The sequence below is a fragment of the Deltaproteobacteria bacterium genome, from assembly GCA_026388545.1.
In the GTDB taxonomy this organism is placed as follows: Bacteria; Desulfobacterota; Syntrophia; order Syntrophales; family UBA2185; genus JAPLJS01.
Genome location: JAPLJS010000030.1, coordinates 1 through 15,927 on the forward strand (window position 1 = coordinate 1; position 15,927 = coordinate 15,927).

Annotated in this window: 13 protein-coding genes; 3 read left to right on the plus strand and 10 right to left on the minus strand. The window is 47.8% G+C overall.

Features of this window, described 5'->3' with window-relative positions; all coding sequences use genetic code 11:
- The 10 genes from NTW12_03300 to NTW12_03345 form a co-directional block, all read right to left on the minus strand.
- The coding region (locus NTW12_03300; GenBank protein MCX5845370.1) for an oxalate:formate antiporter at window positions 1-390 on the minus strand (390 nt) is incomplete at its 3' end.
- Between the two features lie 189 nt (window positions 391-579).
- Window positions 580-3,276: a formate dehydrogenase subunit alpha gene (gene fdhF / locus NTW12_03305; protein MCX5845371.1), complete on the minus strand. Its 2,697-nt coding sequence runs from the start codon at window positions 3,274-3,276 to the stop codon at window positions 580-582.
- A 648-nt stretch (window positions 3,277-3,924) separates the two neighbouring features.
- Window positions 3,925-6,987 carry an NADH-quinone oxidoreductase subunit NuoF gene (gene nuoF / locus NTW12_03310; protein ID MCX5845372.1) on the minus strand — a complete coding sequence of 1,021 codons (3,063 nt, stop codon included), beginning with the start codon at window positions 6,985-6,987 and terminating at the stop codon, window positions 3,925-3,927.
- 84 nt (window positions 6,988-7,071) lie between these two features.
- Window positions 7,072-7,440: a (2Fe-2S) ferredoxin domain-containing protein gene (locus NTW12_03315; GenBank protein MCX5845373.1), complete on the minus strand. Its 369-nt coding sequence runs from the start codon at window positions 7,438-7,440 to the stop codon at window positions 7,072-7,074.
- 20 nt (window positions 7,441-7,460) lie between these two features.
- Window positions 7,461-7,967, minus strand: coding sequence for an NAD(P)H-dependent oxidoreductase subunit E (locus tag NTW12_03320; protein MCX5845374.1), 507 nt, complete (start codon window positions 7,965-7,967; stop codon window positions 7,461-7,463).
- Between the two features lie 29 nt (window positions 7,968-7,996).
- A complete protein-coding gene (locus NTW12_03325) occupies window positions 7,997-8,545 on the minus strand; it encodes an ATP-binding protein (protein ID MCX5845375.1) in 549 nt (182 codons plus the stop codon).
- A 3-nt stretch (window positions 8,546-8,548) separates the two neighbouring features.
- Window positions 8,549-9,220, minus strand: a complete 672-nt coding sequence (locus tag NTW12_03330; protein MCX5845376.1) for a histidinol phosphatase — start codon at window positions 9,218-9,220, stop codon at window positions 8,549-8,551.
- Window positions 9,221-9,351: 131 nt separating this feature from the next.
- Window positions 9,352-9,693, minus strand: a complete 342-nt coding sequence (locus NTW12_03335; GenBank protein MCX5845377.1) for a DRTGG domain-containing protein — start codon at window positions 9,691-9,693, stop codon at window positions 9,352-9,354.
- A 27-nt stretch (window positions 9,694-9,720) separates the two neighbouring features.
- Window positions 9,721-10,161, minus strand: a complete 441-nt coding sequence (locus tag NTW12_03340) for an ATP-binding protein (protein ID MCX5845378.1) — start codon at window positions 10,159-10,161, stop codon at window positions 9,721-9,723.
- A gap of 8 nt (window positions 10,162-10,169) precedes the next feature.
- Entirely contained in the window at window positions 10,170-10,532 is a 363-nt protein-coding gene (locus NTW12_03345; GenBank protein ID MCX5845379.1) for a DRTGG domain-containing protein, read from the minus strand.
- A 568-nt stretch (window positions 10,533-11,100) separates the two neighbouring features.
- Between NTW12_03345 and NTW12_03350 the strand changes: the two genes are divergently transcribed.
- The 3 genes from NTW12_03350 to NTW12_03360 form a co-directional block, all read left to right on the plus strand.
- On the plus strand, window positions 11,101-13,770 hold the full coding sequence (locus NTW12_03350; GenBank protein MCX5845380.1) for a PAS domain S-box protein: 2,670 nt from the start codon (window positions 11,101-11,103) through the stop codon (window positions 13,768-13,770).
- On the plus strand, window positions 13,771-15,087 hold the full coding sequence (locus NTW12_03355; GenBank protein ID MCX5845381.1) for a sigma-54 dependent transcriptional regulator: 1,317 nt from the start codon (window positions 13,771-13,773) through the stop codon (window positions 15,085-15,087).
- Between the two features lie 190 nt (window positions 15,088-15,277).
- Window positions 15,278-15,927 (plus strand): MCP four helix bundle domain-containing protein (locus NTW12_03360; protein MCX5845382.1); only part of this gene is annotated, 650 nt, incomplete at its 3' end.

Genomic DNA, 15,927 nt, shown 5'->3' on the forward strand with positions numbered 1-15,927 from the left:
CCGGATCAGGGTTGCAATGGGGGTAATGTAGCCAAAACCATTGCCAAGACCTCCAATGAAGCCAAAACCGAGCCAGATCAGATAGATGTTGCCGATGGAATCGCCAAGACCCGCAAGAAGCGTCCCGATCCCGAAGAGAATACCTCCGATGGTGGCCACAAACTTGGGACCTTTTTTGTCAACCAGGGTTCCGCCGAAAGCGGCGGCGATACCGATCATGCCGATGCAGATCATGAACGTCACCTGGGTTTCCGTTTCCCCCCATCCATGGGCGGTCATGAAGGGTTTCTTAAAGACTGACCAGGCATACACCGTGCCCAGACAGAGCTGCATGACGATTGCAGCGATTGCAATCAACCATCTCTTACTTTCTAAATTTTCATTACTCATAAATCCTTATTCCTCCATAAATTTATAGAATGCCGTAATTGCCTTTCGCAATGACGGCTTTAAAAAAAACCGCATCTACGCCTTTTTCAGTGAGGTGATATGCGGGGTTTGGGGTGAGGGGCCTGTGAGAGCCCCTCACCATTTTCATCTTTCAAGTGATCGCGCTGCATGCGCGGTAATTTCATTATTTTAAGCCGCTTCTACCTTTACCGCACATACCTTATATTCCGGAATTTTGCAAATCGGATCAAGGGCGGGATTCGTGAGCAAATTAACGGCTGCTTCCCGGAAGTGGAAATTCATAAAGATAATTCCCTTGGCCGAGCGTTCGGTAATCTTCGATTTTGCCTGAACAGAACCGCGACGGGAGGTAACCTTCACCATCTGTCCGTCTTTGATTTTTAGTTTTTTCGCATCAGCCGGGTTGATCTCTACGAGCGATTCCGGGCACCTTTCCGTGATACCCTTCGACAGACGAGACATAGTACCCGTGTGATACTGATAAAGGACGCGCCCGGTGGTCATCACAAACGGGAATTGGGCATCCGGAATTTCCGCTGGTGGAATATAATCAATCGCATGGAACAATCCCAGACCTCTACTGAATCTGTCTTTATGCAGGTATCTGGTTCCCGGATGATCCGTATTGGGGCACGGCCACTGGAGACCCTCTTTTTCAAGCCTTGCATAGGTGATGCCTGCATAACTTGGCGTCAACTGGTTGATCTCCTTCATGATCTCTTCAGGAGATGCATAGTTCATGGAGTAACCCATTCTCGTTGAGAGTTCGGCAATAATCACCCAGTCTGCCTTTGACTGACCGGGTGCCTCAACGGCCTTCCGGACACGCTGAACCCTTCTTTCCGTATTGGAGAAGGTGCCTTCCTTTTCGGCGAAGCATGCGGCAGGCAGTACAACATGAGCAAGCTGTGCCGTTTCAGTAAGGAATATATCCTGTACAACCAGAAGATCCAGATGGTTTAATGCCTCTTTTGCATGAGTCAGGTCCGGATCAGAAAGCATAGGATTTTCGCCCATAACATACAGAGCCTTGATCTTCCCTTCGTGGGCAGCGTTCAGGGTTTCTACGATGGTGATACCGGGTTTTGGGGGAAGAGATACACCCCAGGCCTTCTCGAATTTTGCCCGGGCCTCGTCATTGGCTACCGGCTGGTAACCGGTGAAGACAACGGGCAGTGCTCCCATATCGCAGGCGCCCTGGACATTGTTCTGGCCTCTCAGAGGGTTGACACCGCCTCCTTCAATACCCACATTTCCGCAAAGCATTGCCAGGTTGGCACAGGATTTGACGTTGTCCGTACCGGTAATGTGCTGGGTGATACCCATGGTGTAAAGAATAGTGGCCTTACCTGCCTCCGCATATATTCGTGCTGCTGTTTTGAGGTCTTCTGCGGGTACTCCTGAGATCTTCTCGACATAAGCAGGAGTGAATTTTTCCACGACCTTCTTCATGGCCTCAAAGCCTTCGGTGCGGTTTTCTACATATTCCTTGTCATAGAGGCCTTCAGAGATAATGACGTTCATCATGCCGTTTAATAATGCCACATCAGTGCCGGGCCTCTGGCGCAGCCAGATGGTGGCGTATTTCACGAGATCGATTTCTCTCGGATCAGCGACGATCAGCTTGGCGCCGCGCTGGCGAACGGCCCTTTTTATTTTCGCGCCGATAACAGGATGGTTCTCAGTCGTATTGGTTCCGATTGCTAACATAGCGTCGGTATATTCAATTTCATCAATTGAATTGGTCATTGCACCACTTCCAAAAGCAGCGGCCAGACCGGCCACTGTGGAAGAGTGTCAGAGACGGGCACAGTGATCGACATTGTTGGTTCCGATCACCGCCCTCATAAATTTCTGGAAGAGATAATTTTCTTCGTTGGTAGCACGGGCTGAAGAAAATCCGGCAACACTGTCAGGCCCGTTTACTTTCTTGATCGAAGCAAGCTTTTCGGCAATGTAACTATACGCCTCGTCCCAGCTTGCCTCCTTTAGTTCCCCGTCCTTCCTGATAAGAGGGGTCTTCAGGCGATCGGGACTATGCACGAAATCCATGCCGAACCTTCCCTTAACACAGAGGCTCCCTTCATTGGGTTCGCCGTATTCCCGGTTGCCGCTGACCTTGACGATCTTTCCGTCGTGGATATTGAGATCAAGCTGACATCCCACTCCGCAGTAGGTGCAGGTTGTGTGGACCTTTTTAAGTTCCCAGGGACGGCCCCCAAATCTTGCCTGCTTCATCGTGATCGCTCCGACAGGGCAGGCATCGACACATTCACCGCAGAAGAAGCATTCCGAATCAATGTAGTCCGTATCGAAGGCGGGTCCGACCTTTGAACGGAATCCACGTCTGGAAAAATCGAGAACCTCATTGACCTGGATTTCGTTACAGGCACGAATACAGCGGCCGCAGAGAACACACTTGTTCAAGTCCCTCTGGATCATCGAGTTGGTTTTTTCGATGTCATATCCGGGAGAAACGATATCAAAGCGTGGTTTTTCTATTCCCAGCCAGTAGATCAGATTCTGCAATTCACAGCTTCCGTTCTGCTCACAGGTCAGGCAGTTATGGTCGCCGGATGACCAAAGCAGTTCGACCACCAGCTTCTGTGCAGCTTTCACAGCCGGGGTATCCGTCTTGATTACCATGCCTGGACTTATAGGCATACAGCATGATGCCACAAGGGTTCTCGCCCCTGCAACTTCAACGACACAAACGCGGCAGGCGCCGACATTTGTGGTTTTAGCATACTGACAAAGGGAGGGGATGTATATTTTGTTTTCCCGCGCAACCTCCAGAATTGTTTGTCCGGCAGTAGCTTGCACCTCCTTTCCGTCGATCGATAGTGACAATTTGTTTGTTCCCATTATTGACTCCTTTCATGAAATCTAAAAAAATTTATCTGAGCTAAGGTAAAACCTTATATTGGAAATAAGCTGCGGAGAATAAAAATATATAGTGTGTAATAATCAGGTAATGTTCGATGTCAGCACCACTGCACGATTATGATGGCGGCGAGTGAATATGGATGAATCCTATTAACATCTTTAGAAAGAGCTACCCTTTTATTTATAATATTTATAATCAAAGAGCTTCGATACATTTCGGGTGGGGGCTTGCCAACAAGTACTCATCTTTGCATAAACACCCATACCTTTACAGTGCGGAACATATAGGAATTGCAGGTAGTTATCGAGATACGAACAAAGTGGCTCCGTATACACTTTATGCCTGGTATTGTCAAGCATTATTGGCAAAAAAATTGAATGAATTCAAAAGCATATGTCATATATGATATAGGTGTATTTCTGCCAGAATACGTGCTCTCAGTTATGACATAATCTGTCTGTCAAAGCTTAGATACTAAGAACTTTCAGATCATTTGATCCTTTTCTTTTACCACGGCCAAGTCCGATTACTCTTCACATATCCGTTTTTGTTACTTAAAACAGTGTACCCCGCTCAATAGGACGGGGTACACTGCGATTCTTTTTACTCAATCTTATTAGGGAAAATCAGTCGACTTCAGCGTCGCACCGCAGGCAGCGGCTTGCCTCCAGGACAGCGATCATCTTCTTGTAACCAAGCTCGACTTCCTTGAAGTTACGTTTCCTGTCTGGGCCGTGCAACTCAGGCATCTTCGCCTGTGGAGCTTCTTCTGATTCCTCGTCAATGATGAATGGGATGTCGATCTTTTCTTCCGCAGGTTCTTCGTATGCCGGTTCGCCATTAATCATCCTGATATGGGCATCCATATCACGTGCGGCCTGGTGTCCTGCAGCGATGGCGCCGATCACGGTGTCCGGTCCTGTCAAGGCGTCGCCTCCCGCAAAGAACTTCGGGTTGGTCGTCTGGGACTTGCTTCCGGACGCCAGATCAAATGTTGACCTCTTGTTGACATTTACGCCACTGTCCTTGGGCACAAAGGTCATATCCGGTACCTGACCGATGGATGCTATAACGGCATCCACGCTGAGAGTAAATTCAGAGCCCGCAATCGCGACAGGTCTCCTTCTCCCGCTCTTGTCAAAATCACCCAGTTTCATGCGCTCACAGGTAATCCCGCTCACCTTGCCGTTCTTTTCGTCAATCTTGAGTGGGGCGATCAGATATTCAATCTTGATCCCTTCTTCTTCAGCGGCGATGATTTCTTCCTCGGCAGCCGGCATGTCTCTTCTCTCACGTCGGTAGAGGATTGTAACAGACGCGCCAAGACGTAGAGCTACACGAGCAGCGTCAATAGCTGAGTTTCCGCCGCCGATGACAGCCACTTTTGAACCGAGCGACTTCTTGCCGCTCACCCAGGCATCTTCATCGCCATTAAAATCTCTCAGGAACTCAACGCCACCGAAGACACCGTTCAGGTTTTCTCCGGGTACGCCCATGGGCTGACTTTTATGGGCTCCTGTAGCCAGGAAGATGTAGTCGAAGTCTTTGTTTACCCGTTCAAAGGAAATGTCCTTGCCCACTCGGGTATTACACTTGATTTCCACGCCCAGTGATTCGACATTGTCTTTAATCTCACTGGCCAAAGTATTCCTGGGAAGCCTGTAGGCAGGGATGGCCCAGCCAAGCATTCCACCTGCCGTGGGTAGCTCTTCAAATACAACTACTTTGTATCCGCGCAACGCCAGATCACGAGCTGCTGTGAGACCGGAAGGTCCTCCGCCGATAACGGCGATCTTCTCTTTTCTGGTTACCGGAACCGGTGCCGTCACAGGTCTTGGTGCGTTGTCCGTGATGAACCTCTTCAGGAATTTGATGGCAAGGGGTTCATCAAGATTGCCTCTGCGGCACTTTGCCTGGCACTTATGGTCACACACTCTCCCGCATACGGAGGGGAAGGGATTTGTTTTTAACATGACCTTATAAGCATCGCTGAAGCGTTCCGCCCGGATAAGAGCGATATAAGCGGGTACGTCCATTCCCGCGGGACATGTATGCTGGCAGGGCGACTTGAAGAGGGCCGAACAAACTACGGCTCTGCATTTCTTATCCCTTATATGTTCCTCATATTCATTCCTGAAGTAGCGGATGGTGCTGAGGATCGGGTTCGGTGCTGTCTGCCCGAGGCCGCAGAGAGACGCATTTTTAATGATAACGGCCATCTCCTGGAGGAGTTCGATATCTCCTTCCTTGCCCTTGCCTTTGGTGATGTTGGTCAAAATCTCAAGCATCCTTTTTGTACCTTCCCGACAGGGTGTACACTTTCCGCAGGATTCATCCTGGACGAAATCCATGAAGAAGCGGGCCATATCGACGGCGCACTTATCCTCGTTCAGGACGATCATACCGCCGGAACCCATAATGGCTCCCAGCTCTGTTACCCTTTCGTAATCGATCGGGGCATTGAGGTGCTCTGTGGGGATACATCCGCCGGAAGGCCCACCCAACTGAGCCGCCTTAAACTTCTTTCCGCCGGGAATGCCGCCGCCGATGTCGTATACAATCTGCCCGAGGGTAGTTCCCATGGGAACTTCAACAAGACCGACGTTGTTCACATCGCCCGTCAGGGCGAATACTTTGGTACCCTTGCTTTTCTCTGTTCCTATCGCGTTATACCAGGATGACCCGTTCGAAATAATCTGACCGATATTGGCGAATGTTTCAACGTTGTTCAGAACGGACGGTTTGCCCCAAAGTCCGGCAATGGCCGGAAATGGTGGTCTCGGCCGCGGCATACCGCGCTTACCTTCGATGGATGTCATCAGGGCCGTCTCTTCACCGCAGACAAATGCTCCGGCGCCTTGATAAATCTCAATATCAACGTCAAATCCCGTTCCCAGGATATTCTTTCCTAAAAGCCCATATTCTTTTGCCTGGTCGATTGCAATCTGCAAACGATGAAGAGCCAGGGGGTACTCTGCACGGCAGTAGATATAGCCCTGGTGAGCCCCAATGGCCTTGGCGCCGATGACCATGCCTTCAAGGAGGGCATGAGGATCAGCCTCGAGAACACTCCTGTCCATAAAGGCGCCAGGGTCACCCTCGTCGGCATTACACAGGATGTATTTTACATCACCGGGCGACTGTGAGCAGAACTTCCATTTGAGGCCCGTGGGGAAACCGGCGCCGCCTCTTCCGCGCAATCCGGAGTCAAGGACCTCTTTGATAATTTGATCAGGAGTCATTTCTGTAAGTGCCTTTGCCATACCCGCATAACCGTCTCTGGCAATGGCCTCTTCGATGTTTTCCGGATCGATCCTGCCTCTGTTTTTCAATACTATCAGCTTCTGGAGGGCGAAAAAGGGTATGTCATTCATTGCCGGGATGAGTTCTTGCGTCATTGGTTCTTTGTAAAGAAGCCGCTCCAGAACTCTTCCCTTCACGAGATGTTCTTCCACCAGTTCGGGCATGTCCTCCGGTTTCATCGACATATAAATGACACCCTCCGGATAGGCCACCATGATGGGGCCAAGGGCACAAAATCCGTTACAACCGGTTTCAACAATTTTCACCTGATCTGTAAATCCCCGTTTATCAATCTCTCCCTGTAACGCCTGTTTCACTTTAAGGGTTCCGGAAGCGTGACATCCGGTTCCTCCACAGATCAAAAAATGCGAACGAAACACTTTCATGTGGATACTATCCTCCTTCACGTAGTTATATCATGATTCAGTAAGGAAGCACTCATCGTGCCTTTACCGATTATTCCCATAGCCTTAGCCTCGGGCAATAGCAAACATGCTCTGAACCTCTCCCTGCAGGACGTGTCGTTTAAACACCTGGCGCATCTTGTTTGCATCCATCTGTCCGTAAACGATAGGGTCCTTCCCTATTAGTTCTACCGTGACCATGGGTTCTTTACTGCACATCCCTGCACAGCCGGATGTTGTCACCATGACATCCGATACCGCTGCTTCCGCAATCTCACTCATCAATGAATCCATCACTGCTCTCGCACCGGCGGCGACACCACACGTGCCCATATGCACGGTAATTTTCGCCCGTTGGCCGCCCTCTCTCAATGAGGTTTCTGAATGAACCTTATCCTTGATTTTCTTCAAATCTGCTATCGATAATTTTGCCATAGCTTATCCTCTCATCCTTATTAATTGTACTGATTTACTACTGCTTTGACCTTCGCTGGTTTCAACCTCCCGTGGACGTTATCACCGACGAAGATGACCGGTCCCAAACCACAGGCGCCTACACAACGCACTGTTTCCAAGGTGAAGAGCCTATCCGGAGTCGTTTCTCCCTCTTCCACCTTAAGCTCTTTCTTGATGGTATCATATATTGCCTTGCCGCCGCGAACATAGCAGGCAGTACCCAGACACACGCGCATGGTATGCTTGCCGCGCGGGGTCATCGTAAAGAATGAATAAAACGTCACCACGCCATAGACTCGACTCAGAGGCAGATTAAGCCCGGCAGCGATGATTTTCAGAATAGGCATCGGCAGAAATTCAAGTACCATCTGCGCCTGCTCCAAAACAGGAATCAATGAGCCTGCCTTGTCTTTATTCATGGCAATGATTTCGTCTAATTTTTTTAGCTGTTCCGGTGTAAATTCCTTTGATATATCAATATCAACATTTACCGCTTTTGCTTTCATGCACTAATTCCTCCTTGATAATAGAAAATTCATGCTTCGGCTCCTATTTCCATCATGCCCTCTCGAACATGTTCCCTGATGAAATGTAAGACTTCCACATGATTAATCGGCACATCATCAATTTCTCTCTTGACGTCTCTTGTATCTAAAATATATTCCTGATCATTATGTTTATGGCGGTATATGAAATCAACATCCGTATTTCCCGCAATCAGTGTGACCAGGGTACTTGCGATATCGCCAAGGGGTTGTCGGTCAATATGTCTAAGCTTAAATTCAACTGCAACCCTTGTCCCTTCACCTCCCTTCGATTCTATAATAAATTTACCGTCTGTTCTTTCTGCGGCCTGCGCAAGCATCGGAAGCCCTAACCCGACGTTGCGAACCGTTTTTGTTGTAAAAAATGGATCCATGGCTTTTTTGAGAACATCCTCGCTCATACCGGATCCATTATCCCGTATTTCTAAGGACAGGATGTCCCTTATTGTGTCTTCAATAATGGTAATATTTACCGTTTTGGCACCGGCCCTGGTAGAGTTTTCCACGATATCCAGGATATGCAGTGAAAGTTCAAGCAATCATTACTCCTGAATATATCTTCCACCCCTATGTTCAAAGGCCATTTTTAACTCAGCAATTGTTCCTCTTTCGAGAAACATGGTTGTCGTCCCCTGTCCGATGTCCTTGATAAAATGCGCATCTGATGACTCGATAAAGGGGTAACTCGACAGTTCCGGATATTTTATCCGTGCATTTTTTATTCCTGTCTGATGCGTTACTTCAAGTGCATCAAGAGGAATGTCCGGGTCTAAAAAACCTAACTGGCTGATGACACTGAAGCTTTCCCGGTCAATGTGGGAGGCAATCGCAAGGCCGCCGAAACTGTGAATGTGATGAATGATTTCTTGAAACGATAGCCTGGTCGCTCCGAGGAGAAATCTTTCGTTAAAGCCCTCCACTTCGTCTAAATCGTTAACGATCGCCTGGCATCCGAATACTTCCTCTCGATTCGTACCGGAAAGATGATCGTAGATAATATTCTGGATCTTCTTCAGGTCGCCCAGTGTATCAAAAAGAGCCAGCAGATGAACTTCTTCACTGCTTGTTATTTCCATCCCCGGGAGGACCGTAAGGGGTTTCCCCTCAGCTGACCTCAATACAAATTGCATATTTTCCGAGGCATTGTGATCACAGATCGCAATGATATCCAGTTTTTCGGCTATGCATCTCTCAACCACAGCACTTGGATACATGTCCAAATCTGCACAGGGTGAAAGGCATGTGTGTACATGAAGATCGCAGCGAAAAGCCCTGAGCATAAAAATTTAGTATCCACATGAAGAAAAGACCGACATCATGGTCATTTCTTCTGTTTTCTTCCGTATTAATCCGTTTTTTTAATTAAGTCGTATATCCTGCCGGTGACCTCAAAAGCAGAGAGATCTGATATCATTATCGGAATACCTTCTTTTATTGCTTTCTCAAGAGTATCCTTTGCCGGCTCAATGTCCTGAACGAGAATGATTCCGGCATGTTCTTTAAGGCTGGCAACGGCAACGATGTTCTGATGGACCTGACGGGTGATCCAGATGTCACCTTCCTTGCTGTTTCCCATGACATCACTCAATAAATCTCCTGTGTATCCGCCCTGTATTTCCGTTTTCAGCTTGTCTTCGCCGGATCTTATTTTAAGATTCAAGGCTTTGACGATAGATTCTAAATCCACGTCATCAAACTCCTTTTCTCAACTATTTCAAGAGGTACAATTTGTTTTAATAATCATTTTCAGATGTGTTCCCTTACCAGTTTCGGATGAAATGTGAAAATTATCGGAAAAACTTTTTATATTGCACAGTCCCATTCCCGCACCAAATCCCATTTCCCTGATTTTCTGATTCGCTGTTGACCATCCGGGCTGCATGGCAAGATCAATATCGGGAATCCCCTGACCCTCATCGATAGCCTCTATCATAATACAATCGGGCACGACGCGGAGACGAATCATTCCTTTTCTTGCATAAGCAACTATATTGATTTCAGATTCATAAGCAACGAGGGCGGCTTTCCTGACGATATCAATGGCAAGACCCATTTTCTTCAGGATCGCTTTAATATTGCTTGCTACCGCCCCGGCATTGTCAAAATTGCCGCCGACGACAGTAAAACTTCCTTCATATAATGGTTTATCATCCACGGTAACGATTACTTACCCCCCACTTTTTCTATACAACCTTTAATCCCTTTTGCATATAAACGTCCTGCGATTTCAAAAAGGATGTACTTCGTTGTAAGAATGGGGATATTCAATTCCTCCGCTAATTGGAATGTTTCCGGGGAAGGCCTTTTCCCTCGACCCATAATAATAGCAGCGATATCAAGCACATCTGCTGTTCTTACAACCTGCGGATTTGTTAACCCCGTAATTAAAAGACTTTCTGCTGTTGCAAAGGCAAGGACATCACTCATCAGGTCGGCGACGAAAGCCGTCTTTACTTCCATATCTAACTGGTTTTCACCGATGATGACTTCCGCTTCAAGAAGATCTTTTATCTCATGGAGCTTCAATATTATCTCCTAAAATGATAGAGATTTATTCAGGTCTCGTCTTTTGTAACTGATGACAAGTATGTTTTGCTTAAAACGCAAGAACTGTCACTAAAAAAGTGACGGGAGTGCGCTTACCATAAGCCATGGATTGTGTCAACTTATTTTTGACGATTTAGCAAAATGTACAAAAGCTTAACTTGTGATGTATTCACTCTGCCGTACAGGAGGTGTTGAGTATGAATTATGTATCATGGAGAATCCATTTCCTGCGGGAGACGGGCGAAAAATGCGCCCCTACACCTCATAAAAAGGGAGAGTCTAATGGTTGCGCTCCCGGTCAATGCGAGGAATCTTTGTAAATAATTTATTTTAATTTCTTCAATTTGGTTTCTTTTTATGATAGAAAATTAGCACATTGTAAATATCGGAGAAGAAATTTATTCGTATTTGAATCCGTAGCGAGCGCACTTCCCGAAGCTTGCTTTTCGGTTAGCGAGTGGATGCGATTAATAATTATTTTTATAAGGAGCGAGGATTCCCCGCAGCAGGTTGAGGGGAACTTCAATTGGAGTGGCGAAGTTCTGTCATGATTGAAACTATTTTATTAATTGCTGTTTTACTGCAAATGGTGGCAGCCTTTTTGGCGCTGAGACTCATTAGAATTACAGAAGTCCGTGCCGCATGGATTTTAATTGCTACAGGGCTTGTTTTTATGGTCATAGGGCGTATCATAGATGTTTTGCCCGTTTTCTCAATTATAATCACGCCTGAAATCAATCTTGTCAATGAGTGGGTTGATGTTTTTATATCGGTCGTGATGGTGGTAGGCGTGGCCTTGATTGCGCCGGTTTTTTACACTTTAAGGAATGCTGAAAAAGCCCTTCGGGAGAGTGAAGAAAGATACCGGACGCTCGTCGAGAATGTGAACGTAGGGGTATATCGAAGTACCGGTGATCCTGAGGGACACTATCTACAGGTGAACCCAGCGATGGTAAAGATATTCGGGTATGAATCGCTTGAGAAATTCATGAATGTTCCTATTTCCAAGCTTTATATTGATCTGGAAGGCAGGGGAAAGTTCGTTGCGAAGATCAAGGAATTCGGATATGTGCGAAACGAGGAATTGGATCTTCGCAAGAGGGATGGCACTCCAATCAAGGCTTCAGTCACTGCAACCGTCCAATATGATGAAAATGGTGAAATCAAGTGGATCGATGGTGTCACAGAGGATATCACTGAGCGCAAACAGGCAGAAGAGAAGCTTAGGGAGAGTGAACAAAGATTACATAGAGTCATTCAGGGCTCTCCAATACCTGCCTTTGTGATCGGGAAGGATCATAGAGTATTAGACTGGAACAAGGCATTGGGGGAACTCAGTGGCGTTAAGGCTGAAGAAGTTATTGGTACAACTGAACAATGGAGAGCGTTCTACAACGAAAAGAGACCATGTATGGCTGATCTATTGATAGATCAGGATCTGGAAGCAATTCCTCAGTGGTATTTTGATAAGTTTACCGAGTCAAAGTTGATAGAGGAGGCATATGAGGCAACAGACTTTTTTCCGGAACTGGGAAAAAGTGGAAAATGGCTTCGATTTACTGCTGCAGCGATCAGGGATTCTCAGGGGAGTCTGATTGGCGCCATAGAGACCCTGGAGGATGTCACAGAACGGAAACATGCGGAAGAGGCTCTGAAAAATAGTGAACTGAGGTTGCAAAGCATCATTCAAAGTTCTCCCCTTCCTACCTTTGTAATCGGGAAGGACCACAGGGTGCTCTTCTGGAACAAGGCATTGGAAGCACTCAGTGGTATCAAAGCTGAAGAAGTCATCGGCACAACACACTATTGGAGGGCGTTCTACAGCAAGGAGAGGCCCTGTATGGCTGACCTGCTGGTGGACCAGGCTCTGGAAGCGATTCCTCAGTGGTATTATGAAAAGTACATGAAGTCCCGTTTGTTGGATGAGGCATATGAGGCGACGGACTTTTTCCCGGAACTGGGTGATAGCGGGAAATGGCTTCGTTTTACGGCAGCAGTGATCAGGGATTCTCAGGGGAATCTTGTCGGCGCCATAGAGACCCTCGAGGACGTTACGGAGCGCAAGCGGGCGGAAGAGGAGTTAATCAGGGTAAAGAAACTTGAGTCCCTCGGGATTTTTGCCGGTGGGATAGCGCATGATTTTAATAACCTGCTGTCTGTCATGTTGCGCAATATATTTGCTGCGAAATTATCTTTCACCGATGAACAGCAAGAGATTTTGGGGGAAGGTTTGGAGATAGCGGAGAAGGTAGGACTTCAGGCAAAAGAATTGGCTCATCGCCTGGTTACGTTTGCCAAGGGAGGTGAACCCATAAGAAAGGTTGGTTCCCTTTCGCAGTTGCTGGTGGATACTTCTGATCTATCCCTCTCCGGTTCCAATGTACGGTGTGAGTTTTCCCTGCCCGGTGATCTCTGGAGTATTGAAATGGATGATGTACAGATCCGGCAGGTGATCCATAACCTGGTCATCAACGCCCGGGAAGCTATGCCTGAAGGCGGAACCGTAACCATTCATGCTGAGAATGTGAACGTAAAAGCAGCGAACGGGCTCCCTCTGAAAGAAGGCAAGTATGTAAAATGGCATGTTAAGGATCATGGTGTGGGTATTCCCGAATCGGATCTGGAGAAGATATTCGATCCTTATTTCACGACCAAGCCGACAGGCAGGGCGCGGGGGATGGGATTGGGACTCGCCATTTGCTATTCGATTATCAAGAAACATGATGGATTTATCGCCGTTGAATCTGAACCGGGTAGTGGGTCTATCTTTTTTGTGTATTTGCCTGCGTCGCCTCAGGAGGGATTATTAAAGACAGAAGAGACGGACAGGACCGTTACAAGAAAGGGGAAGGTTCTTGTCATGGATGATGAGGAAACGGTACGCAATGCAACAGGTATTGTCCTCAACTATCTCGGCTATGACGTTGAGTTCGCAAGCGATGGCAGCCAAGCTGTTGATCTCTACAGAACAGCACAAGAAAAGGAACAGCCGTTTTCCGTGGTTATCCTGGATTTAACTGTACCCGTCGGCATGGGAGGCAAAGAGGCCATGAAGGAGCTGCTCGCAATAGATCCCTATGTTAAAGCGGTCATTACGTGCGGCTATTCAGATGATCCTATCGTTTCAGAATTCAAGAAGCATGGCTTCTGCCGGGCTATCGACGTTCCGTATGACATTGAAAAGATGAAAGAAATCATGAGCAATTTACTGAAGTAAATTGTCGACGACGAGTTGAATATTCGCAAGACCCTGTCTGTTTGTCTGGAGATGGAAGGCCACACCATTGTTGCCGTCAGCAATTACCGGGATGCGCTTTCCGAAAACGCCCGCCGGTCCTATGACGCGGCTTTTGTAGATCTCCGTCTCGGAACAGATAGCGGTCTCGACCTCATTCCGGCGCTGCTGGCAGGATCGCCATGGCTGAAGATAATCGTCATTACCGCCTATGCATCAATCGATACAGCGGTGGAGGCGATAAAGCGGGGCGCTACAGATTATATCCCGAAGCCGTTCACGCCTGCCCAGGTAAAACTTGTCGTTCAAAAGGTCGCGGAGCTCCGTTCACTGGAGCAGCGCATTGATACCCTCCAGGCGGATTTGAACCGCATCAACCCCGAAGTGGACATGACCACTTCAAGCCCGGTCATGCAGCGGGCTCTCGATCTTGCCCGTCAGGTGGCCCCTGCCGACGCGATCGTCCTGTTGACGGGAGAGAACGGAACCGGGAAAAGTATTCTTGCGCGGGCAATTCATGGGTGGAGCAAACGGGCAAATAAGCCTTTTGCCGAAATATCATGCCCGGCGCTTTCCGCGGAGCTTTTAGAAAGTGAGCTCTTCGGGCACGTGAAAGGGGCCTTTACCAGCGCAGTACGAGACCATTCAGGCCGCATCGCCTTCTGTGAAGGAGGAACGCTGTTCCTCGACGAGATCGGTGATCTCCCCCTCTCGGTTCAACCGAAGCTATTAAGGTTTATCCAGGAAAGGGAATACGAACGTCTGGGTGATCATGTGACGCGCAAGGCGGATGTCCGCCTCATTGCGGCCACGAATGCGAATCTTGAGGAAGCAGTGAAAAATCTTCGTTTTCGAGAAGACCTCTTTTATCGACTGAATGTAATTCAGATAGAGATTCCACCGCTCCGGGAACGGCCGGAAGATGTCGTTAACCTTGCCAGGCGATTACTCACCTTCTTTGGACGAAGCAATCACAAAGCATCCCAGCGCTTTACCGAAGATGCGCTTCAAGTCCTGCGCCGTTATTCCTGGCCGGGTAATGTCCGCGAGCTCCGAAATGTTGTCGAACGGGCTTCCATCCTCTGCAATTCTGAATCGGTTGGCATCGAACATCTACCGGAAAAGCTTTTAAATGCCGAAGAATGCCCAAAACCGGGCGATCTTGCTTCCCTTGATACAATTGAAGAGACACATATCCGTCGCGTTCTTGCTTCAACGAAGTCCTTGCAGGAGGCCGCCGATATCCTGGGCATTGATCAGGCCACCCTCTGGCGGCGGCGGAAACGGTACAATATCTAAACAAATTCATTTACATTCCACCTATCCCTTATCACCGGAAACAGATTGCATTTTGCAAGGCTGCAAAATCCCTCTTCTTGCAGAGTGCACGACAAGTCAGAATTCCATATTTATAACTGATTAATATTCTTGATTTTGTCTTTGGCATAACTGTTGCGATTCTCTTTCATATGAGCAAAGGAGGATAGCCATGTTAGGTTTACGACAAAAGCTGCTTCTGGTATTTGGGGGTCTTTTGCTGATCATCGTGGTGATCAGCATGCAGAGCATTGTGAAGGTTACAGACCTGGGAGATGCGATTGATACCATTCTTCGTGAAAACTACCGGAGCGTGATCGCCTGTCAGAACATGAAAGAATCCCTGGAACGAATGGACAGCGGCGCCCTCTTCATCCTTTCAGGTTATGAAAAGGAAGGGAGAGAGGCCATTGACGGGTATATGCCGGAGTTCGAAAAGGCGCTTCAGATCGAATTAAACAATATCACGCTTCCGGGCGAAGGAGAAAAGTCGGCCCATCTGCAGGAACTCTATACACGCTATAAAACCATAATTCAGGGGATGGAGGATACAGCAGTTTCATCCGAAAGACGGCGCCAGATATATTTTACCCAGCTTTTTCCTTTATTTCGCAGCATCAAGGACACGGCGGATCAGATCCTCACCATGAATCAGCAGAACATGTATGATGAAAACCAGTCGGCGCGACATAAGGCAGCTAAAGCGCGTGAACAAATGTACTTCCTTCTGTTTCTCGGAGCCATCGTGGCTATTCTTTACATGTTCCTCATCGGCCGATGGATTCTCCGTCCGATCAAAAGCCTGACGCAGTCTGTCGATGA